Annotated in this window: 18 protein-coding genes; 12 read left to right on the forward strand and 6 right to left on the reverse strand. The window is 41.2% G+C overall.

The features are described 5' to 3' along the window. Positions 1-21: 21 nt before the first annotated feature. From QMA12_RS01160 to mnmC, 4 genes are all read right to left on the reverse strand, one after another. Positions 22-1,503 (reverse strand): methyl-accepting chemotaxis protein, encoded by a 1,482-nt coding sequence (locus QMA12_RS01160; protein ID WP_290208827.1) that lies wholly within the window; start codon positions 1,501-1,503, stop codon positions 22-24. Continuing rightward, entirely contained in the window at positions 1,500-2,354 is an 855-nt protein-coding gene (locus tag QMA12_RS01165) for a transporter substrate-binding domain-containing protein (protein ID WP_290208826.1), read from the reverse strand. The genes QMA12_RS01160 and QMA12_RS01165 overlap by 4 nt, the downstream gene beginning before the upstream one ends. A 111-nt stretch (positions 2,355-2,465) precedes the next feature. After that, complete coding sequence (locus QMA12_RS01170) at positions 2,466-2,792, reverse strand: hypothetical protein (protein ID WP_290208825.1); 327 nt, start codon at positions 2,790-2,792, stop codon at positions 2,466-2,468. Between the two features lie 24 nt (positions 2,793-2,816). After that, on the reverse strand, positions 2,817-4,835 hold the full coding sequence (gene mnmC, locus QMA12_RS01175) for a bifunctional tRNA (5-methylaminomethyl-2-thiouridine)(34)-methyltransferase MnmD/FAD-dependent 5-carboxymethylaminomethyl-2-thiouridine(34) oxidoreductase MnmC (protein WP_290208824.1): 2,019 nt from the start codon (positions 4,833-4,835) through the stop codon (positions 2,817-2,819). 181 nt (positions 4,836-5,016) lie between these two features. Between mnmC and fabB the strand changes: the two genes are divergently transcribed. From fabB to purF, 10 genes are all read left to right on the forward strand, one after another. After that, positions 5,017-6,231: a beta-ketoacyl-ACP synthase I gene (fabB, locus tag QMA12_RS01180; protein WP_087534539.1), complete on the forward strand. Its 1,215-nt coding sequence runs from the start codon at positions 5,017-5,019 to the stop codon at positions 6,229-6,231. A 109-nt stretch (positions 6,232-6,340) separates the two neighbouring features. Then, on the forward strand, positions 6,341-7,483 hold the full coding sequence (locus QMA12_RS01185; protein ID WP_087534538.1) for a 4-phosphoerythronate dehydrogenase: 1,143 nt from the start codon (positions 6,341-6,343) through the stop codon (positions 7,481-7,483). Between the two features lie 13 nt (positions 7,484-7,496). Then, positions 7,497-8,513, forward strand: coding sequence for an aspartate-semialdehyde dehydrogenase (locus QMA12_RS01190; RefSeq protein WP_087534537.1), 1,017 nt, complete (start codon positions 7,497-7,499; stop codon positions 8,511-8,513). A gap of 358 nt (positions 8,514-8,871) precedes the next feature. Then, positions 8,872-12,780, forward strand: coding sequence for a FimV/HubP family polar landmark protein (locus tag QMA12_RS01195; protein WP_290208823.1), 3,909 nt, complete (start codon positions 8,872-8,874; stop codon positions 12,778-12,780). A 117-nt stretch (positions 12,781-12,897) separates the two neighbouring features. After that, positions 12,898-13,692, forward strand: a complete 795-nt coding sequence (gene truA / locus QMA12_RS01200; RefSeq protein ID WP_087534644.1) for a tRNA pseudouridine(38-40) synthase TruA — start codon at positions 12,898-12,900, stop codon at positions 13,690-13,692. Between the two features lie 150 nt (positions 13,693-13,842). Continuing rightward, positions 13,843-14,718, forward strand: coding sequence for an acetyl-CoA carboxylase, carboxyltransferase subunit beta (gene accD / locus QMA12_RS01205; protein ID WP_087534643.1), 876 nt, complete (start codon positions 13,843-13,845; stop codon positions 14,716-14,718). Positions 14,719-14,743: 25 nt separating this feature from the next. Continuing rightward, the gene (gene folC, locus QMA12_RS01210) at positions 14,744-16,009 is read left to right on the forward strand and encodes a bifunctional tetrahydrofolate synthase/dihydrofolate synthase (RefSeq protein WP_290208822.1); all 1,266 of its coding nucleotides are present in this window, start codon (positions 14,744-14,746) and stop codon (positions 16,007-16,009) included. Between the two features lie 11 nt (positions 16,010-16,020). Next, positions 16,021-16,668 carry an SPOR domain-containing protein gene (locus tag QMA12_RS01215; RefSeq protein ID WP_290208842.1) on the forward strand — a complete coding sequence of 216 codons (648 nt, stop codon included), beginning with the start codon at positions 16,021-16,023 and terminating at the stop codon, positions 16,666-16,668. Between the two features lie 61 nt (positions 16,669-16,729). Then, positions 16,730-17,224 (forward strand): CvpA family protein, encoded by a 495-nt coding sequence (locus tag QMA12_RS01220; protein WP_058561253.1) that lies wholly within the window; start codon positions 16,730-16,732, stop codon positions 17,222-17,224. Positions 17,225-17,242: 18 nt separating this feature from the next. Then, complete coding sequence (purF, locus tag QMA12_RS01225; protein ID WP_087534641.1) at positions 17,243-18,769, forward strand: amidophosphoribosyltransferase; 1,527 nt, start codon at positions 17,243-17,245, stop codon at positions 18,767-18,769. 154 nt (positions 18,770-18,923) lie between these two features. Here purF and QMA12_RS01230 read toward each other — a convergent pair whose 3' ends face one another. Further along, on the reverse strand, positions 18,924-19,523 hold the full coding sequence (locus tag QMA12_RS01230; protein WP_087534640.1) for a Yip1 family protein: 600 nt from the start codon (positions 19,521-19,523) through the stop codon (positions 18,924-18,926). A 203-nt stretch (positions 19,524-19,726) separates the two neighbouring features. Here QMA12_RS01230 and miaE point away from each other — a divergent pair, with 203 nt between their 5' ends. Next, on the forward strand, positions 19,727-20,488 hold the full coding sequence (gene miaE, locus QMA12_RS01235) for a tRNA isopentenyl-2-thiomethyl-A-37 hydroxylase MiaE (RefSeq protein ID WP_087534639.1): 762 nt from the start codon (positions 19,727-19,729) through the stop codon (positions 20,486-20,488). A gap of 47 nt (positions 20,489-20,535) precedes the next feature. After that, entirely contained in the window at positions 20,536-21,366 is an 831-nt protein-coding gene (locus QMA12_RS01240; protein ID WP_290208821.1) for a hypothetical protein, read from the forward strand. Positions 21,367-21,368: 2 nt separating this feature from the next. Here QMA12_RS01240 and QMA12_RS01245 read toward each other — a convergent pair whose 3' ends face one another. Further along, a complete protein-coding gene (locus QMA12_RS01245) occupies positions 21,369-22,115 on the reverse strand; it encodes a UDP-2,3-diacylglucosamine diphosphatase (protein ID WP_290208839.1) in 747 nt (248 codons plus the stop codon).

Raw genomic sequence — 22,115 nt, forward strand, 5'->3', positions numbered from 1 at the left:
TAACAAGCTGGCCGCTAACGTTTAATATTTAAATAACCCTAATTTTTGTACAATGCCTTTTTCAAGATCATTTAGTTGCTTTATCGTCTCGTCAAGGTGTTCGGCTTCTTGTGCTAATGATTTTGCACCGTGGTTAATTTGTTCCATCGTGGTTAAAATTCCTTGGGTGGTCAAGGTTTGTTGTTCTGAGCTTGCGGCAATGCGCTCATTCATGAGGTTTATTTCGTCGATTTGCTCGGCAATATTATGAAACACGTGCTGGCTTTGTTCATTAGCATTGATCACTTGGCTACTAACGTGTTTGCTTTTTTGTGAGGCGGCTACGCATTCACTGGCGTTTGTTTGCAGTGCACCAATAATACTCTCAATTTCAGAGGTTGAATGATAAGTTTTACTCGCCAGTGCACGAACTTCATCAGCAACCACGGCAAAACCTCGGCCTGACTCCCCAGCTCTTGCTGCCTCTATAGCGGCGTTAAGGGCAAGTAAATTGGTCTGCTCGGCGATACTTTTTATTACATCGAGTACTTGGCTTATTTCACTGCTGCGACTGTTCAGTTGATCCACCACCCTTGAAGTATGATCAAGTTGGTTTTCAAGTTCATGGATTAAGGTACTGTTATTACTCATACTTAATTGGCCATATTGACACAAGTTTTGCACTTTTGTTGTTTGATCTGCCGTTTGAGTTGCGCCAAATGCAATTTCTTTTGTGGCTTCACTGAGTTGACTCAAGGATGATGTTGCAGCATCAGTAAGTGCATACTCTTGCTCTGCTTCGTATTTAGATCTCATAGTGGCTTCGTTCACAGAGCCTGCGATGATTTCTAATTCAGTGGCCGTTGTACCAAGACTGGCAATAATTTGTTGAACTTCGTTAATAAAGCGATTAAACCCTGCTACTAAATAACCAATTTCATCACTCGATTGATAGTTAATACGTTGAGTTAAATCGCCACCGCCGCGTACCAGCTCATCAACAAGTTGATTCACACCAACAATAGGTTTAATTATGATAAAGCGACACACGTAAATGATTGTTACACCGAGCAGTAAAAACGAAATTGCCAAAGTGATCACCATAGTTTTAACCGCTTTGAATATACCTTGATTGAGTGCATCTTGGCTGTATTTTATATTTATAGTGCCAATAGCTTGATCTGAAACAGACAAGGGTAACTGATGAGCGATTACGTTTGTTCTATTACTTTGTTGGTCTACATTGCCTAAACGTTTATTACGATGATCAACTACTTCAATATGCTGAATATTTTGGTTTTTAGCAAAAGCATTAATGATTTGTGCGATCAGAGGTTTATCGTATGAAAAAACAGGCTCAGCCAAAATGACAGTTAATTGTTGATCCAGTGCTGTGATATTTTCTTGCCACTGCTGCGTTTCACTATTTTTTAATAAGTAATAGTTAACACTAACAACAAAGCCAAATATGATAACGAGACAAATACTTAGTGCGATAGTTATTTTGTATTGTAGTGATTTCATTGTGTTGTTGTGCTCTCATTAAGTGGATTGAACCAAAGCTCTGTGCGCGATAGAGGGGTTATTGAACTTAAATTAGGGTTACTAAGAGGGATAATAATACGTTGTTTCAAATTTGCTTTTTGCAATACCATTTGTACTTGGCTGTCACTAAAAAACATGCTGTTAAAGCTGCCATCTTTGATCATATCATTCAGCGATTGCGTTAATTTTTGTGCAAGTTGCGTATTTTCTTTGGCAACAAAGAAATACAATGGCGCGGTGTATTTTAATAGTACATATGGATCTACAGTTAGATTTAGATCTCGGTAATTGACTATTTCATCCCAAGGCTCATTTACACCACGAGGAAAATAATCAAAACGTCCACCTTCAAGCATTGGGAACAGGTTTGGGTATTTTAATGTAGTGACTACATTGAGGCCGTTTTCTTTTAAAATGGTTGTATCAGGCCACGTTTTGCCTTGGCCAGCGCGAAACTTTTTTAAATCAGCTATGTTGCTTACATGCATAAACATTTCGACATTTTGTTGAGTTACGATCGCTAAACGCATCCCTAGCAGCCCTCTAAAAAGCGGGATGTATATTGCTTGATAATCATGCTCAAGGGATTGTGATGTCATGCTCCACATTACATCGAGTTGGCCTATCTTCACATCGTTTAAAATGCGCGCATTTGAAATGTCTTTATCACTTTCATATGGATGACTGTAATCTAAGTTGGCATTGTTTAAAGCTGCAATTAGTAGCTTGTGGGGGAGGGATGTGTCCTTTGAGTAACTTTGTAATTTAATAGGCTCGCCATAGCTAAAAAAGCTAATCAAGAACACTAGGGTTAAAGGTAAATAGCGCATAAAAACCGCATTGTTATAATTGTGTTAATTACAAACTACGGTTGTTTTAAAGTCAGCTCAACCTTTTGTTATATGCATACGTATTCACAGTGATTTAGGGACAGGTTAAGATTACTTTGTAAGCATTATTGCAATCTCGGTTTTATAGTCATTTGTGTATAGACTGATGCGGATATTTTCATTTCCTACCGCGTAAAATAGTGTCATACGTGAGTTATCACCGCGGGTTAATTGTGGTTTACCTAGCTCTGAAATATAAAATGCAGCAATATCAACAACAGATTGCGCAGAATAACCGGTTTGTACAAGCGGGTACTCATCAGTAACTTGTAGCGTAGGTTTAAAGTCATCGGGCAGAGGTACTGCGTCTAAATCAGCTACGCTGTTAAATGCCGTAAGCGCAAATGCGACGAGCACGGTCGTTATTATTTTGTTCACACTCTTTCCTTTAAATGAATGTTATTAAATTTTATTACGGATTAAATCACGCACTATAAAGCGTGCGGGATGAATAGCTTGGCTAACCCGCTCACTGAGCGGGCTTGGCTCGTTATTCAAATTTGCAATTAAATGCTCAGCAGCCAAGGGGGCGCTGCAAAACCCTCGTGCGCCAAAGCCTGTTAATAGGTGTAAGCCTTGCTGCGACTTTTGTAATGGTTGATATTGATACCTCTTGCCTAAACGTAAGTTAGCAAACGCATTAATATAATCGCTTTGCTCAGCCCACTGACCTGCCATAGGTAAGTGATCAATAAAGCTACACCTTACAGCCGCTTTGGCTGATTTTATTTCACCTAAGCTGGTTGCAAAATCACATTGCCCATAAAAATTAAGCAGCTGCTCGCGATTTGTGACATTGTCTTGTTCAGTGACTTCGCGACTCTTTGAGTTTTTTTCAAATGTCGCTCCCATGCAATGCTTACCTAAATAGGCAGGGGTAAAATACCCTTTATGGCATAGTACCGTTTTAAGTTTTTTAGATGCCTCACTTGCTGTTACATGGGACACTTGGCCTCGCACTCCTACGATGGGCAGCGCTTTGGTTTGTGTAAAGCGGTCACTGTGCTCACCAGCGCAAATAATAACATCAGTAAATGGGCCGAATTGTTTATGCTCACTTTTGAGTATCCAACCATTGGCTGTTTTTTCAAGTGTATCAATGTCACAGTTAAAGTGACTTTGTATGTCTGACAGCGTACGTGCTTGCTCAAAAAGAGCGTTAACTAGTTGCGGCGGATTAACCCAACCAGCTAAGGGAAAGTACACCCCAGCGTAACCAGACTCAACCCCTGCTATTTCATCTGCCTGCTCTGGAGTAACGCTATGCATTAACTCATTTGGCCACAGTTGTTTGGTTTCAATATTTTGATGCCGCTCAGCCAGAGGTTGCTTTACGGCGTGTTGTAATACACCACACCATTGATGGTCATAGCTAAAGCCATTATTTGTAAGTTGTTGATACACACGTTTTGCATATAAAAAGCTATGGGCAAAAAATTCGCTGTGAGGTGAGTTTTTTGCCTGAAGATGAGGGTAAACAGCACCTTGCACATTATGAGAGGCGCCCATCGCAAGTTGACTGTCTTGGCAAAATAGCTGGCTATGAATACCGCGTTTGGCCAAGCTATAAAGCACTGCACTGCTGGCAATGCCACCGCCTATCACCGCAACATTGTTTAATTCACTTGCTTGGTTAGCAAAGTAGGGGGGAGCGGAATACGCGGCATTTGCTTGTGTTAACTTGCCCGTTAGCATTTCTCGTTTGCGGCCAAAGCCTTTGGCTTTTTGGATCTCAAAGCCTGCTTCTATTAATCCTCTTCGTACAAAACCTGCTGCCGTGAAGGTGGCTAATGTTGCACTGTTACGAGAGATATCAACCATCAAATTAAATAAACTTTGCTGCCACATTGCTGGGTTTTTACTCGGTGCAAAGCCATCTAAATACCATGCGTCAATTAAACCCGATTGGTTGTAGGCCATATTATTAATTGATTCTTGTACATCCCCAAAATGTAAGTCGAGCACTACTTGGCCGTTTTCAAACTCAAGTCGATGACAACCGGCTAAATTAATAGGGTAGTGTGCAACGAGTTGCTCACTTAACAGTGCTAATTCTGGCCAGGCCGCTAATGCAATAGCTAAGTCGCTGTGTTTGATAGGGTATTTTTCAAAAGAAATAAAGTGTAAGCGGTTAACGTTTTGTTGCTTTTGAACTTTATTCTCGTCATGCTGCCTATTAGCTAAGTGATTTTTAAATTGCAGCCACGAATTAAGAAAGTTAAGCCCAGTACCAAAGCCAGTTTCTCCAATAACAAAATGTGCTTGGTCATGATTTTGTAATCGTCTGGGAATATCATTTTGTTGATAGAATACGTAATTGGACTCTGCCAGACCGTCGTCGTTAGAGAAATACACATCGTCGAAGTTATCAGCAACGGGAGTGCCTAGGTGATTAAAGTGAATATCAGCGTTTTTGATCATGGCATGCAATTAATTAAAGAGTACTTTTTTTCATTATTTTACGTGTTTTCTTTGAAATAGTCTGGCGTTATTTATAAGCTATACGTTCAGAGTACATGTGTACGCTAGAAAGCTGACCACTTAGTTATAAAATTCAGCGTAAAATAGATCACAATTTAGTATCAAGCTAAGGTAATTACCCATGAGAAGAGCCGTTATTACGGGCATCGGTGTTGTTTCAAGCATCGGCAACAACAAAGAAGAAGTTTTAGAATCGTTAAAAACAGGTAAAAGCGGCATCGCTTTTAACCAGGAATTTGCAGATTATAAGTTACGCAGTAACGTATCTGGTAAAATCGACCTTGACGTAAAAGAGTTTGTTGACCGTAAAGCTATGCGCTTTATGGGCGATGCAGCTGCTTATTCTTACATTTCAATGCAACAAGCGATTGAAGATGCTGGCTTAAATGAAGAGCAAGTTTCAAATGAACGCACAGGACTATTAGTAGGCTCAGGTGGCGGTTCATCAAAATGGCAAGTTGAAGCTGCAGACATTTTACGTGAAAAAGGCGTAAAACGTGTTGGACCTTACATGGTACCACGTACTATGGCGAGCACCACATCAGCGTGTTTGGCGACACCATTTAAAATCAAAGGTGTGAACTATTCAATTAGTTCTGCGTGTGCAACATCAGCGCATTGTATTGGTCATGCTGTTGAGCAAATCCAACTTGGCAAACAAGATGTAATTTTTGCCGGTGGTGGTGAAGAGTTGCACTGGACCCTTGCGATGGAATTTGACGCAATGGGCGCGCTTTCTACAAAATACAACGAAACACCAGAGCAAGCATCACGTACATATGATGCAAACCGCGATGGTTTTGTTATTTCTGGCGGCGGCGGTATCGTTGTTGTTGAAGAACTTGAGCATGCCCTTGCTCGTGGTGCGCACATTTATGCTGAAATTACTGGCTATGGCGCAACATCTGACGGCTACGACATGGTCGCACCATCAGGTGAAGGTGCAGTACGTTGTATGCGCCAAGCGATGCAAGATCTTGATGGTGGCATTGACTACTTAAACACGCATGGCACATCTACGCCTGTAGGTGATGTAAAAGAGCTAGGTGCTATTCAAGAAGTATTTGGTGGTAATTCACCGATGATAAGCGCAACGAAAGCAATGACAGGGCACGCTCTTGGGGCGGCTGGTGTGCATGAAGCTATTTTCTCACTGCTTATGCTTGAGCATGGCTTTGTTGCTCCATCAATTAATATTGATGAATTAGATGAGCAAGCTGCAGGCTTAAACATTGTTACTGAGCGTAAAGATGTAGAGCTTAACACTGTTATGTCTAATAGCTTTGGCTTTGGTGGCACAAATGCCACACTTGTTATGAGCAAATATAAAGGCTAGATAAAAGCTTTAATATATAAAAGCCGAGCAAAAATGCTCGGCTTTTTCGTTTGTGCTAGTAGGGGGTTGTTCGTTACAATACTGCTCCTTTGAGTAAACGAGTCCGTTAATGAAGATACTTGCAGATCAAAATATGCCCTTAGTTGAACAATACTTCGCAGATTTAGGGCGAGTTGAGCGTTTTGATGGTCGTTCATTGCAAAGCGATCAATTAGTGGATGTCGATGTGTTACTTACCCGCTCAGTTACGCAAGTAAACGAGGCGCTTTTAAGCAAAGCAAGTAAGCTTAAATTTGTTGGGACTGCTACCATCGGAGTGGATCATATTGACACTGATTTACTCACCCAACGAGGAGTAGCCTTCACCAGTGCGCCGGGTTGTAATGCCGTTGCGGTTGCAGAGTATGTGATAAGCAGCCTATTTGCGCTAGCACAAGAAAATGCCAGCAGTATTGAAGGCAAAACTATTGGTATTGTGGGAGTTGGCAGTATTGGTAGTTGCCTACGGAAGAAGCTTGCAGCTTTAGATGTAAATATACTTGTTTGCGACCCGCCTAAGCATGAAGCAGGTTTGCTGGCAGAGCACTGCGATCTTGACACACTCCTTGCACAATCTGATATTGTGACTTTTCATGTGCCCTTAGTAAAAACAGGCAAACACAGTACCTTACATTTAATGAACAAAGCACGATTAGCTGCTTTAAAAAGTGGTGTGACTTTGATCAATGCCAGTCGTGGAGATGTTATTGACAACCACGCGTTACTTGAACTAATGCAAGGTGGCGCTGCACTCGATTTAGTGTTAGATGTGTGGGAAAACGAACCCACTATTTTAACCGAGCTACTTGATTACGTGCGCTTTGCCAGTGTTCACATAGCAGGGCACACGTTAGAAGGTAAAGCGCGCGGTACACAAATGTTGTATCAAGCACTGTGTAATATCGAAGGGCTAAAAGCTGATAAGTCTTTGGCTGATTTTTTACCTAAGCCAAGTGTTACAGATGTTTCATTGCAAGACACATTTACTCTTGCTGATCTTGGCCAACTGATACACCTAGTTTATGACGTGCGCCGTGATGATGGTATTTTACGTCGCCATCTAGCATTGCAAGGGTTTGATAGTTTAAGAAAAAACTACCCCATTAGACGAGAATTCAGCACCGTAAATATAACCGGTGCTGGGGACTACGCACCCACACTGCGCGCGCTTGGTTTTAATATTTTAAATAATGGCCACATTGGCGATTGTTAATAGAGGAATAAACATGTCACAAAAATACAATGTTGCTGTACTCGGTGCTACTGGCCTAGTTGGTCGTCAAATCATCGAAACTTTAGAAGATCGTAAGTTTCCTGTTGATCAATTATTTTTATTAGCAAGTAGCCGCAGCGCTGGAGAAGATATTAAGTTTCGTGGCGAAAACATTGAAGTACAAGATGTTGAAGGGTTTGACTTTAGCCAAGCCCACATAGGTTTGTTTTCTGCTGGTGGCAGCGTATCTGAAAAGTATGCACCAATTGCAGCAGATGCAGGTTGTGTTGTTATCGACAACACCTCTCACTTTAGAAATGACTTTGAAGTACCTTTAGTAGTGCCGGAAGTAAATGCAGCAAGTTTAGCTGATTTTAGAAACCGCAATATCATCGCGAATCCTAATTGTTCAACCATTCAAATGATGGTTGCTTTGAAGCCAATTTATGATGCGTATGGTATCGATCGTATCAATGTGTCAACTTATCAAGCTGTATCTGGTGCAGGTAAAGAAGCCGTTGATGAACTCGCTAAACAAACTGCTAACTTAATGAACGCTCGCCCAATGGAGAATGAAATATTCCCTAAGCAAATTGCGTTTAATGTTATTCCACAGATTGATACCTTCGAAGAAAACGGTTACACCCGCGAAGAGATGAAAATGGTAAATGAAACCCATAAGATTTTGGGTGATACCACAGTGGCTGTAAATCCAACGTGTGTAAGAGTGCCAGTATTTTTTGGTCACTCAGAAGCAATTAGTATTGAAACGCGTATGCCTTATGATTTTGAGCATGTTAAGCAATTATTAAATGACGCACCAGGGCTTGAGCTTATTGAAGATGAAGGGGATTATCCAACGGCTGTTTCAGATGCAAGTGGAAACGATACCGTCTATGTCGGGCGCTTGCGCCAAGATATCTCTCACCCACATGGACTTAATATGTGGGTTGTTAGTGACAATACTCGTAAGGGTGCAGCAACTAACAGCGTACAAATTGCTGAAGAGTTGATAGAAAACTACCTTTAACTACACCTTTTTAAGCGGCATATTTGCCGCTTTTTACTTTTAAACTGCCAAATAATTGCCGCAACGTAACTAAAAGCGTATAAACTTAACCATAACAATAACAAATTCTTTCTGCTGATTAAGTTTAAGCGATTATGTTTCAATACGTTGCAATAGATATTACAACCTAACTGGTTTATAGTTTGTAACTGGAATAAAGCTTGCAGGAAATTTTAATTAACTATTAGTTTATGTAATTTAGTTTATGTAAGTTATTTTAATTTATATAAGTTATTTCTGTATGAAATAACCAATGTTTAAGCGCTCATACTCGCTATATAGCAGCGCTGCGTTAACATTTAAACATTAAAGGATCAGCATGCGCGGTTTAGCAACACTTCTTTTATTAGCGTCTGCATTGGTGGTTACACCAGTTTTCGGCCAAGATGGTGCCCAGCTTAAGGGACCAAAAGGGGTTGATTATGGCGTCCAAGGGCGCTCAATCGGGCCAATCAAACCAACCGATACACTTTGGCGTATCGCAGCGAAGGTGCGCCAAGATAACTCTGTTAGCATTTACCAAGTCATGCAAGCCTTGTATGAGAAAAACCCCAATTCATTTTTAGATCAAAACTTAAATCATATGCGTGATGGCGCATACTTAAAAATCCCCACACTTGCTGAAATTCGCAGCGTAAACCCACAGCTTGCTAAACAACGTTCAGAGCAAGATGACGAACTTTGGGAAAAGAAGAAAAATGGCACGCTAACAAAAAGTGAAATTTCAGCCTCACAAAAAAAAGTCACACAGGCTCGTAAAGTTGACGTAGACGAAGCCAAACAAGAACTAAAGCAAGAAATAAACACCATTAAAACAGAGCAAGGTACTCAGCTTGTTGAACTGCAAAACCAATTCAAGTCATCTGTAGAAAATGTTGAAGAAATATTAGTTGAAAATAATAAGCTTAAAGAGCAATTAACTGGAATTTCAAAAGAATTAGAAAATGTTCGCAACCAATTAGGACAAGACAGCGAAATTCAACAGCAATTAAAAGAGCTCATTGCAAAACAAAATGAAATAATCGAGCAGCAAAAAGCAAAAAAGATTGAAGAGGACAGTGAGTTTGACTTTGGCGCACTGTTAAATAATCCAATTGTCCTCATATTGCTTATGACAATTCCAGCTCTGTTAGTTATTTTCGCTGTGGTTATGTTTTTACGTAAGCGTAATAACAAAGAAGAGCCAAGTGACGATGATGATGAATTTTTACCGCAAAGCGCAACTTATCCAGAAGAAGATGACCTTGACTTAGATCCTATCATTCCTGATCCCGTTGATGACGAACTGAGTGACATAGGTGTTCAACTCGATGATGATTTAGAAAGTGACATGTTGCCAGATGATGACGACATTATTTTTGATGATAACATTGACGATACATTTGAAGAGGGCGACAGCCTTCTCGATCAAGATGAGCTTGATGGGCTGCTTGGTGATGACATTGTTTTTGATGATGAAAAATCTGAAGGCCAAGATGATGACCTTGATATTTTCTTGCAGCAAGACTTTGATCAAAATGATGACGATAGTTTAGGGGATGATATTGACCTAGATGCGGATAAAAATGATGGTGATATTTTAAGTGCCAGCGACTTAGACGATTTATTTGCAAATGAAGAAGATGAGTCTGCTCAAACGAGTGAAAAGTCAGTACAAGAAAGCTCTGATGATGAACTAGCCGCGCTCAGCGAAGAGCTTGCAGATGAAGATGGCGACTTTGATATCGACAGTCTTATTGATGAAGCTGCCGAGCCAGATTCAGAGCCAGCACCAGAGCAGCCAGCTGAATTAGTTGAAGAAGACGATGAGTTCGATTTAGATGATATCGACAGCCTTATCGACGAAGCTGCCGAGCCAGAACCAGAGCAGCCAGCTGAGTTAGTTGAAGAAGACGATGAATTTGATTTAGATGATATCGACAGCCTTATTGATGAAGCTGCCGAGCCAGAGCCAGAGCCAGAGCCAGAGCAGCCAGCTGAATTAGTTGAAGAAGACGGTGAATTCGATTTAGATGATATCGACAGCCTTATTGATGAAGCGGCTGAGCCAGCACCAGAGCAGCCAGCTGAATTAGTTGAAGAAGACGATGAATTCGATTTAGATGATATCGACAGCCTTATTGATGAAGCATCCGAGTCAGAGCCAGAACCAGAGCCAGCACTAGAGCAGCCAGCTGAATTAGTTGAAGAAGACGATGAATTTGATTTAGATGATATCGACAGCCTTATCGATGAAGCAGCCGAGCCAGAGCCAGCACCAGAGCAGCCAGTTGAGTTAGTTGAAGAAGACGATGAATTTGATTTAGATGATATCGATAGCCTTATTGATGAAGCATCCGAGTCAGAGCCAGAACCAGAGCCAGCACTAGAGCAGCCAGCTGAATTAGTTGAAGAAGATGATGAATTTGATTTAGATGATATAGAAGAGCTTGCCGATGATCGTAACTCTGAGTTAGATGAAGCTCTTGCCGATTCGATTGAAGAGTTATCAGGTGCAGAAGACGATCTCAATATTGATGAAGTAGAAAACATTGCATCTTCACTTACAGACGAGCCAGAGCTAGAAGACGAGCCAGCGCTAGAAGCTGAACCAGAACTTGAAGCTGAGCTAGAACTTGAAGATGAGCCTGAACTAGAAGATGAGCCTGAACTAGAAGATGAACCGGAACTAGAAGATGAACCGGAACTAGAAGACGAGCCAGAGTTTGAAGCTGAGCTGGAGCTTGAAGACGAGCCAGAGTTTGAAGCTGAACCAGAACTAGAAGCTGAGCCTGAATTAGATGAAGCGCCATCAGAAGTGGAGATGGATGAGGACGATTTATTAGATGAATATAACGATCCATCACTAAAAAGTGTTGATGAACTCCTAAATGAGCTTCAGCAAGAAGATGACTACGTACCAACGCCAGAGTGGTCTAATGTTGATGATCTCAATAAAGAGTTAAACGAAGCACTCGATGATGAAATCGAAGAAGTCGAAATTGATTTAGGTGATGACCCTCTTGCTGATGAAGAGGCCACCCCAGATCTTGAGCAAGAAAGTGAAGAGCTTGACAGTGAACTTGTTACACCCAGCGAAGAACTTGAAGAGTATCCAGAGCTGGAGTTAGATAGCGAAGAGCTAGTTGAAGAAGTAACCCAAGATACTGGCGAGTTACAAGTAAGCCAAGCCGAGCAAGATCTTGCCAGTGCGATGGCAGGTGGACAAGACTTAGATAGCTTAGAACACGATTTTGATGACGAGCAGCTAATTGAGGATGAGTTACTTGACGATGTATTGTTAGATAACCCAACAGATATAGCTGAAACAACAGAGCCTGAGCCAGCGCAAGCAGATACCTCTATTTCTGAAGATGCAATAAGTGAATCACAGCAAACAGAGCAGGATTCATCTGATCAGTTACAACAGGATGAGCAAGCAGATGTACAGCTAAGCCAAGCTGAACAAGACCTCGCTGATGCTATGTCAAACAATCAAGATTTTGACTCATTAGAGCAAGACTTTGATGACGAGCCATTAATGGGTGATGAGCTGCTTGCTGATGATCAAGACAATGTTGAAAATGAAGAGCAGATCCAGCATGAGCCAACATTTGATAGTCACGATGTTGACAATGATGAACTCAATGAAGAGTTACTAAGTGGCTCAAATAGCGGCGATGTAGCTAATGAGTTAGAAAGCACAATTGATGAAAGTAACTTATCTGATGATCAGCTCGATGATGATTTTATGGCTGATCTTACGCAAACAGATTTTGATGCATTACTCAGTGAACTTGCCGAGCCTGAGCCACTTAATTTAGATGATAGTGCAGAGTTTGACGTTGATTTTAATGCGCTGCTAAATGAAGACTTAGCAGAGCTTGATGAATTAACGGAAGATGTTGATGTGCCAGCTGCCCCACAGGCAGACCAAGTTACTGATGATGATTTTGTTGATATTGATGCTTTAATTGAACAAAGTGACGATGCAACAGCAGAGCATGAACCTTATGATGACGTGGATATGGATGTTGGCTTAGGTGAGTTTGATGCTTTATTAGCAGGCGATAACCCGACTGATGTTGATTTAGAAAGTGGTGGTTACTCAGCAAAACTCGACTTAGCCAGGGCATATATTGAAATTGACGATATGGACTCCGCACTTGATGCGATTGAGGATGTCATTGCCAATGGCCCTGAAGAAGTACAGCAAGAAGCGCAGAGCTTAAAAGCCAAATTGGTGTAAAAAATAACAGTTAGCAGCAAAGGGCATGAACGCGAGTTTATGCCCTTTTTGCTTTTATTAGCTTGCTATATAGCATAAAATGCCCCGTTCATTAGTACAGTAGGTAAAGCAGTAATTATGCGAGTAGCACTTGGAGTTGAATACAATGGCGCCCGATACAGTGGTTGGCAGCGTCAGTCACATGTTAATAGTGTACAACAAGAAGTAGAGACAGCGCTTTCGCGTATTTGTAATCATCCGGTTGAAATCGTGTGCGCGGGGCGTACTGATGCTGGCGTACATGGTACTGGTCAAGTGGTACACTTTGAAACAGACGCTGAGCGTGAAATGGTGGCCTTTACTATGGGTATGAACACCTTATTACCTAAAGATATTGCGATTCGCTTTGCCAAACCTGTCAGTGAAGATTTTCACGCCCGCTTTAGTGCGACCGCAAGACGTTACCGCTACGTAATCTACAATTATTCATACCGCGGTGCCATTATGAATGAGGGAGTTACGCACTTTCATCACCCTTTAGATGAAGTGAAAATGCAACAAGCTTGTCAGTATCTAATCGGTGAGCATGACTTTACTTCGTTCCGAGCATTACACTGCCAAGCTAATACAGCTAATCGTACTATTCATCATTTATCAGTGGAACGCCAGGGTGATTATGTGATCATTGATATTAAAGCCAATGCTTTTTTACATCATATGGTGCGTAATATTACTGGCTGTTTGATGGATATTGGCTTGCATAAGCATCAGCCTGTTTGGTTGAAAGAATTATTGGATTTAAAAGAGCGCGCAAAAGCCAGTGCCACGGCTAAAGCAGCGGGTTTGTATTTAGTTGACGTGGATTACCCTGCACAATTTGAAATACCATCAACCCCTTTAGGGCCGTTGTTTTTGGCAGATTCAGATAAATAAGTGTTTTAAGACGGTAAAAACTCGCAGTCATCTCACTACTAAGACCAGTTTTTTATACCGTCTGCGCGTAATTCATGTTTTAATTGAAAAAATTGTCTGCCTGTATATATGGGCAGGAAGCGACACAGAACAGCATTAAGAGAGTTGCAAATGAGTTGGTTAGAAAAAATCTTACCTAAAACGACAAAATCTTCAGGCCGTAAAGAGATCCCTGAAGGTGTTTGGGCTAAATGTACAGATTGTGATTCGATTTTATATAAAGCAGAATTAGAAAAATCATTAAATGTCTGCCCTAAGTGCGATCACCATATGCGTGTGAGTGGGCGTAAACGCCTAGAGCATTTCCTTGATGATGCAGATCGTCAAGAGCTTGGCATTGAACACGAGCCAAAAGATGTTTTAAAATTTAAAGATTCTAAAAAATATTCAGACCGTATTAGTGCAGCGCAAAAAGCCAGTGGTGAAAAAGACGCACTAGTTGCAATGAAAGGTCGCCTTAAGGGTATTCCAGTTGCCGCTGTTGCATTTGAGTTCTCATTTATGGGTGGCTCAATGGCGTCGGTTGTTGGCGCGCGTTTTGTTGATGCCGTTGACCAATGCTTAGAGCATAACATGCCGCTTATTTGTTTTTCTGCCTCAGGCGGTGCACGTATGCAAGAAGCGCTGATGTCGCTAATGCAAATGGCTAAAACCAGTGCTGCACTTGCTAAAATGAGCGAAAAAGGCTTGCCGTTTATCTCTGTTATGACCGACCCTACAATGGGTGGTGTATCAGCGTCATTAGCAATGTTAGGTGATATCAATGTTGCAGAGCCAAAAGCGTTAATTGGTTTTGCTGGGCCTCGCGTCATCGAACAAACAGTACGTGAAACCTTACCTGAAGGTTTCCAGCGCAGTGAATTCTTATTAGAGCACGGTGCAATCGACATGATTGTAGATCGTCGTGAGATGCGCGATACGCTAGCACGTGTACTGGCTAAATTTATGAACTTGCCTTCTACCGAACAAGAGCATAGAGTAGCGTAAATTTCAGCTTAACTGATTACACGCTATGACAAAAAGTATTCCTAGCCAATCATCAAGCCTTGATGATTGGCTTTGTTATTTAGAAAGTGTTCACCCTGCAAATATTGCTATGGGCCTCGAACGCGTAGCCGATGTTGCCAACAATATTGGTTTATTAGACACCCCAAGTAAAATTATTTTGATTGCTGGAACGAACGGTAAAGGCACCACTGCGCGTTGTTTAGAGTCATTATTATTGGCTCAAGGTTACAGCGTGGGCACGTATGCTTCTCCGCATTTAATTCATTACAATGAACGGGTGCGTATAAATGGTGCTGAGCTAGATGATCAATTCCATGTTGATGCTTTTGATTTGTTAGAGCTGGGCCGTGGTGAAACTCCATTAACATATTTTGAATTTGGTACTTTGGGTGCGCTGGCTATATTTAAACGCCATAGCGTGGATTACGTGCTGCTTGAAGTGGGTTTGGGAGGTCGGTTTGATGCAACCAACATTGTTACCCCGTATGCTAGTGTTATTACTACGATTGATTTAGACCATAAAGAATACCTCGGTGATACCCGCGAATTAGTTGGCTATGATAAAGCCGGTATTTTTAGAACGGCGACCCCAGCAATTATTGGTGATTTAAATATACCTCATACAGTAACCGACTACGGTACTGACATTGCGGCTAATATGTACCTATCTGGCCAAGATTTCATGTTTAATGAGCAAGCAGAAAGCTTCAGCTGGCAATTTAATGAGCTGAGCTATCAGTTCGAAAAACCGGGTATACCGTGTCAAAATGCAGCGACTGCATTGACAACTTTGGCGGTTCTTGATTTATTACCAACACAAGAGGTAATAAAAGATTGCCTCACAAACCTTGTGGTAGAAGGGCGTTTTCAACAGCTCAGTACTGCGCCTTTGGTGTATACGGATGTAGCCCATAACCCTGAATCGGCCCGTTACTTAACGCAAAAGTTAAAGCACTTGCGAGATCAAGGCTTTAAAGTTCATGCGTTAGTCGCTATGCTTGCAGATAAAGACAAAGTTGCTGTTTTGAGCGAAGTAAACGCTGTGGTTGATCAGTGGCACCTTGCTGGGCTTGGCTGTTACCGTGGTGATACAGTAAAAAATCTAGCAAAAGCAATGGACAATGTGTGCACTGATGCACCGCAAACTCAGCATCAAAGTGTTGAGCAGGCGTTAAATAGTGTGTTGCCAAGTATTGATGAGCAATCAGTGTTAATTATTTTTGGCTCATTCTTTACGGTTGCAGCAGCAATTCAATATTGGAAAAAATAGAGAGAAATACGGTGAACTCAGGCTTTATAAATCGTTTAGTCGGCACAAGCATTGTAGTGATTGCAGCTATTATATTTATTCCAAATATTTTGGATGGCGAGAAAGTACATTATAAAGAAGGCTTCAAAGCCATCCCTGAACGTCCTGAGTTCAAAACTATTGATTTACAAGAAGCCATCGATGACAGTGTAGCGCATGTTGAACAACCCGATACACAAGCCATTGAAGATATTTCCAGTGATGACGCACTACTAGAAGAGAAAACTGAAACGGGTGACGCAGTAGCTGAATTTGCCGATGAGCAAAAAGTGGTTACAGTGTCAGCACCAAGCAATGAACCAACAGCACAAGTTGTTCCTAAAGTTGTTAAACCTCAGCCTGAACCTACTCGTAAGCCAGAAGAGAACCTCACTAAAATGGCTTATGTGATTCAATTAGGCAGTTTTTCTCACGCGGCTAATGTTAAATCTCTACAAGCTAAACTCACGGCAAAAGGTTTTAAAACCTTTACTCGACCGGTTAAAACACCAAACGGTACTTTAACCAAAGTTTTTGTAGGTCCATCGCTGGATAAAGCGCAACTTCAAAGCAAACTACCTGAATTAAAACAACTTACAAAATTAAACGGTAAAGTTACGCAATTCGAAGTAACAAAATGATCTGGCATTTAGCGTCATCCTCTTATAGAATGCGCCCCAAATTAACGACTAGTTGGTTATTATGATCTGGGTTGATTACGCCATACTTGGCATTATTGCACTGTCTACTATCATAGGTTTAATTCGTGGCTTTATAAAAGAAGCAATGTCTTTAGCTGTATGGGCTGGTGCATTCATCATCTCTAGTTTGTTTTATCAATATTTAGCCTCCTTCCTAACCAGTATTTCTGAACCCCTTTTAAGAAATGCAGCGGCCATAGCCATATTATTCTTTGCGACGCTATTGTTAGGCGGAATGTTAAACTACCTCTTAGGTGAACTTGTACAACGTACAGGCTTATCTGGCACCGACCGTGTTTTTGGCATTGTCTTTGGTGCACTGCGTGGCGTGTTGGTCGTGAGCGCGTTACTCTTCTTTCTTGATGCTTTTACTGGTGCGCCAAATACGCATTGGTGGGGTAATTCTATTTTGATCCCAGAATTTGGCTTTGTTGTTGAGTGGTTTTTTTCATACCTCGAAAACAATTCAAGCTTTTTAAATTCGGTCAACCGTTAATCACCGAGGAAAAATTGCATGTGCGGTATCGTTGGAATAGTCGGAACATCTCCTGTAAATCAGGCGATATATGATGGCTTAACTGTTTTGCAACACCGTGGTCAAGATGCTGCGGGCATCATTACCATTGAAAACAACACCTTTAGTTTACGTAAAGCAAATGGCTTAGTGAAAGATGTTTTTCACACTCGCCATATGAAACGCTTACAAGGTACTATTGGTATTGGCCACGTACGCTACCCGACTGCTGGTTCGTCTAGCTCGTCAGAAGCACAACCTTTTTATGTTAACTCACCGTTTGGTATTGCGCTTGCGCATAATGGTAACTTAACTAATGCAGAGCAGCTTAAAGAGCAGCTATTCTCTGAAGCTCGCCGTCACGTTAATACCACTTCAGATTCTGAAATCTTACTTAACATCATGGCTCATGAGCTAAGTAAAGCAGACAAGTTAAAACTTGATCCTGAAGATATTTTTACTGCGGTTACTGAAGTTATCAACAAAGTGCAGGGCGGCTATGCTGCTATTGCGATGGTTATTGGCCATGGTGTACTGGCATTTCGTGACCCTAATGGCATTCGTCCATTGGTATTTGGTAAGCGTGAATCTGCAAGCGGCACAGAATACATGTTCGCTTCAGAAAGTGTGGCACTAAAAACTGATGGTTTTGAGTTTGTACGAGATGTAGCACCAGGTGAAGCAATTTACGTGACTGAAGCTGGAGAGTTTTATTCTCAAGCTTGTGCTGAAAAAGCGTCTTATTCACCGTGTATCTTTGAGTTTGTTTATTTTGCGCGTCCAGATTCAAACATAGACCGTATGTCGGTATATGCAACACGCGTAAACATGGGCACTAAGTTAGGTGAAAAAATAGCGCGTGACTGGGCTGATAAAGACATTGACGTGGTTATCCCTATCCCTGAAACATCATGTGATGTTGCTCTTGAGATTGCCCGTGTTCTTGACTTACCTTATCGCCAGGGCTTTGTTAAAAACCGCTACATTGGCCGTACGTTTATCATGCCTGGCCAAGAAATGCGTAAAAAGTCAGTGCGTCAAAAACTTAATGCTATTGATCGCGAGTTCAAAGGTAAGAATGTGTTGTTGGTCGATGACTCAATTGTACGTGGGACTACTTCAGCACAAATCGTAGAAATGGCCCGTGAGTCAGGCGCTAAGAATGTTTACTTTGCGTCAGCTGCGCCAGAAATTCGCTTCCCGAATGTGTATGGTATTGATATGCCATCAGCTGCTGAGCTAATTGCTCATGGCCGTGAAGTTGAAGACATCAACGCAAGTATTGGCGCTGATGGCTTAATTTTCCAATCTTTAGATGATTTGATAGCTGCAGTTCGCCAAGAAAATCCAGAGATAAGCCGTTTTGAAACCTCTGTATTTGATGGTCAATACATTACTGGTGGCATCGATCAAGATTACCTAAATCGTATTGATAGATTACGTAATGACTCAGCTAAGACTACCCGTGAAAGCGCGATGTCTTCTGGTTTAGAGTTACATAATCAAGAAGAAAACGGCTCAGACTAATACGTTTGGTTAGCCTGTTTAGAAATAAAAAAAGGAGCTAAGTTTAGCTCCTTTTTTGTAAAGGAAAGGAAATAACGAACACTCTATATACTATTATATTTATACCGCTTTTTACTTCTTACTACTGCCGAACATCACTCTATCAACATCTACACTATGTAAAGGTTGGATCAACAATTCCATTAGTCCAAAGCATTGCTGTAACAGCCAAAATAATGACCAGCAATATAAGCCCGCATGTCACCACTGAGCTTGCATAAATAAAGCCACGCTCTTGGGGGATATGCATTAAAATTGGTACGCCGGTGTAAAGTAAATACACCGAATAAGCCAATGCAACCATGCCAATACATACAACAAACCAAAGCTCGGGTAAAAACGCTGCCAACGCTGACATAAACACAGGTGTAGATGTATAGGCTGCAAGCTCTAAGGTTTGCGTAAAGGTAGGCTCTGCACCAAATGTTACCGCCATCCAGTGTGCCAAATAAGCCAGTGCGAACACACCCACAATTAAGGCTGCATACATGGCAACTGCAATTAACATAGCACTATCGTGAGTTAAGAATACTGGGTTACCTGTGCCAATGCTCCAACCTAAATAGACTGAAGAATAATAACCCATAGCTGATGGAAATAACGCAATCAGTAATATATGCGATAAGCTATAGGTTAAGCTCTCATGACGGTTGTCTATGGTTTGCCACTCTTCGAGTGGGTGGGCATAGATGCCCCATAAGTGGTTTAATATCATTGTGTGCCCCTTAAAAAAGTTGTCTGCTGTTTTATTTTTATACAGCTTGTATTAAGTTATGGTTCAGTTGTTGGGGCTTGTCAAGGAACAGCGATTCAGCGAGTGCTATTAGACCTTAGTTGAAAGGTGGCTTTATCTTATTCTCTGGTTATTTTCGTGGTAAAATACTTGCAATAAAACTATTTATATAAGCAGTTCAAACCGTGCCTTACAGCGAACTTTTACAACCAATCAATAATTTTCTTCAGTGCGAAACCCCACAAGCTTGGATAGATGAAGCAGTAAAACCAGAGAACTTAAATGTTTTACTGATTGATCACCTGATATGTGAGCTTAAGGCTGCGCAGTCTGCCATGTTCTTAATTCGCAAGTACGCGGTTGATAAACAAAGTAGCGATGCACTGCTAGAGTGGCTCAAGCCATTTGAAACACTCATCTATAAGCGTGAAGGTAATTGGCAAGATTTAGCGGCTAAGAATAAGTTGAATAAATCGGTGATCCCAAAATCGGATTCACCCTATGGGCAAGACTTGGTTGATAAGATGGTGATGTTGATAAAAGAAGAGCTGCACCATTTTTATCAAGTGCTCGAGATTATGGATGAATACGGTGTTGAATACCAAAGTATTACGCCATGTCGTTATGCAAAGGGCATGCTCCGGCATGTTAAAACCTATGAGCCTGATGCATTAGTCGATAAGCTTATAGTGGGCGCTTACATTGAGGCGCGCTCGTGTGAACGCTTTGCCAAACTGGCCCCGTATTTAGATAAGCGTTTAGGTGATTTTTATATTTCATTACTACGCTCTGAAGCCCGTCATTATCAAGACTACTTAACACTCGCACAAGAAATCGCGGATTTTGATATCACAGAGCGCGTTGAATTTTTTGCTGAAAAAGAGCGAGAGTTGATTATAACTTCTGATACTGACTTTAAGTTCCACTCAGGTGTGCCGAATTTATAAGTGCGCTATGCTCGACTCTAATATAATAAAAATTATAAGGATATTTAATGAAGAAGTTAATTGGGTTTTTATCACTCTTTAGTGTATCTGTTTGGGCTAATGAAGGAGGGGTTCCTGCCTTTTTTAATTCAGAATCAAATAAAGAATACCTTGCGCTCATAGAGCATTTTGTTGATGTGTTGCCAAAAAATGGCAATCCTGAATTTTTAAGTGTATTAGCGTCCCCTTATGGTTTATTAGATGTACAGGCAACGAAGTTTAGTGATGATTTAGATAAGAATAGTTTCTCTAATTTTAATATGGGTGTTATGGGCTCTGCTATTTTTGATGCAAAGCAAAGCTATACGACAGATTTACCGAACCGTGTTTTGTGTCATCAAAACAGCTGCAGAAAACCGAGGTTAGCATATGCGCGAGAACTTATTACTCATATCAATACCATAGAAGCGTTTTTTACTGAAAATCCAACGATAAATTTAGTGAGCGTTTTAGACCAGTATGTTTATCGTGTTAATAATGCCTTTTATACGCCAGACAGTGTAATTGATTATAAACCGTCGGCTGAAGCTGGCTTTGTGCCGTCGGCTGATTTTAAGCAGTATTTTAGTGCCATTGAACGAATCCCCTATTATAAAATTGAAGAGCAAACATTGGCTATTCGACAGCTTATGCTTAAAACAGGGATGAGTGTGATACACCGCAGCGAGGATTCATTGTTACGTATAATCGTGTCGGGTATTAGTAATAACCAATGGGGAGTGGCTTACAGTGCTAATAGTCGTTATGTGCCAGTGATCGGTGAACGAAATTTACAAGGCTTTGAATACGATGATGTTGTAAAATTAGCCGATAATACTTTTTACTATCAGACTAATTGATATTATTCATTTTCTTCAAATGGCTCGTTAATTAGTGTTTGTTGTTTTTCGGTTACAACAAGGTAGGAGCCTTGGCTGTACCAGTCACCTAAAACTGTGCGAGTCAATTGTGTACCAGCCACATTATAGTGGTGTACGTCAGGGCGGTGAGTATGGCCGTGTATCATATTAGTGACTTGGTGTTTAGCAAAAACATCAAGTACGGCGTCTTCGGTCACGTCGAGAATGTCTAAGGATTTACCAGCTTGGTTTTGTTTTGACTTTTCGCGGGCTTTTGTTGCTACGCCTCTGCGATACCACAGAGGGAGTGCCAACATTAAACGCGGCCACCACCAACCACGACCTTTTTTACGAAATCTTTGATACTCAATATCTTGAGTACACATTTCATCGCCATGCAAAATGACAGTAGGTGTGCCGTATAAATCAATCACGGTTTGCTCATCGAGTAGGGTCATACCGGCTTTTTTGGCGTAGCCATTTCGCATGATAAAGTCACGGTTACCATGAATAAAAAACACTGGCGTACCGTTGTCGCTTACTTGTTTAAGGCGTGCAGCGACTTCACTGGATAATGGCGTGACATAATCGTCGCCTACCCATACTTCAAAAAAATCACCTAAGATATATAAAGCATCGACATCTTTATTAATAATGTGGCTATCTAAAAACTGGTAAAACGCAGCACTTATATCAGGGCGGCTTTCAGTGAGGTGAAGATCGGCTATAAAATAGGTTTGGCGCATGAT

Source organism: Pseudoalteromonas sp. APC 3893 (assembly GCF_030408095.1).
In the GTDB taxonomy this organism is placed as follows: Bacteria; Pseudomonadota; Gammaproteobacteria; order Enterobacterales; family Alteromonadaceae; genus Pseudoalteromonas.